The organism is Ruegeria sp. CE12 (assembly GCF_056537525.1).
Map to the genome: position 1 here is coordinate 1 of NZ_JBQFRS010000049.1, position 1,294 is coordinate 1,294.

Here is a 1,294-nt window from a genome sequence, read left to right on the forward strand (position 1 = left end):
ACTTTCGGCGAGAGGGTCTCTCACCCTCTTTATCGTTACTCATGTCAGCATTCGCACTTCTGATACTTCCAGGTGCCCTCACGGGTCACCCTTCATCAGCTTACAGAACGCTCCGCTACCGCGCATCAAAGATGCACCCGCAGTTTCGGTGTATGGCTTTAGCCCCGGTACATTTTCGGCGCAAAGACCCTTATTTAGACCAGTGAGCTGTTACGCTTTCTTTAAATGATGGCTGCTTCTAAGCCAACATCCTGGTTGTTTTGGGATCCTCACATCCTTTCCCACTTAGCCATAACTTAGGGACCTTAACTGGCGGTCAGGGTTGTTTCCCTCTCCACAATGGACGTTAGCACCCACTGTGTGTCTGCCCTGCAGTACTTCCTGGTATTCGGAGTTTGGTTAGGATCAGTAAGGCGGTGAGCCCCCATAGCCCATCCAGTGCTCTACCCCCAGGAGTATTCACAGGACGCTCTACCTAAATAGATTTCGCGGAGAACCAGCTATTTCCGAGTTTGATTGGCCTTTCACCCCTAGCCACAAGTCATCCCCCAATTTTTCAACATTCGTGGGTTCGGTCCTCCAGTGCGTGTTACCGCACCTTCAACCTGCTCATGGCTAGATCACTCGGTTTCGGGTCTAATCCAACGAACTAAAACGCCCTATTCAGACTCGCTTTCGCTGCGCCTACACCTATCGGCTTAAGCTTGCTCGTTAAATTAAGTCGCTGACCCATTATACAAAAGGTACGCTGTCACCCTTACGGGCTCCAACTGTTTGTAAGCATTCGGTTTCAGGTACTATTTCACTCCCCTCGTCGGGGTACTTTTCACCTTTCCCTCACGGTACTGGTGCGCTATCGGTCGACTAGGAGTACTTAGGCTTGGAGGGTGGTCCCCCCATGTTCAGACAGGATTTCACGTGTCCCGCCCTACTCAAGGATCATACTTCTTTCTACCCGTACGGGGCTATCACCCACTAAGGCCAAGTTTCCCAACTTGTTCCGGTTCTTAAAATATGACCACTGGCCTGGTCCGCGTTCGCTCGCCACTACTAGCGGAGTCTCGGTTGATGTCCTTTCCTCCGGGTACTGAGATGTTTCAGTTCTCCGGGTTTGCCCCCTTGCGGGTACCCTTGCGGGTGGGTTGCCCCATTCAGAAATCGCCGGATCAAAGCTTATTCGCAGCTCCCCGACGCTTATCGCAGCGTATCACGTCTTTCATCGCCTCTAGTCGGCAAAGCATCCACCAAATGCCCTTAAGACACTTGATCACTCTCATTAGCTATAATCACCAAG

1 rRNA gene is annotated in these 1,294 nt (G+C 51.5%); it reads right to left on the minus strand.

What is annotated here, in order from left to right:
- Window positions 1–1,269 (minus strand): 23S ribosomal RNA (locus tag ACR0IO_RS23035); the annotation flags it as partial.
- Between the last annotated feature and the right edge of the window lie 25 nt (window positions 1,270–1,294).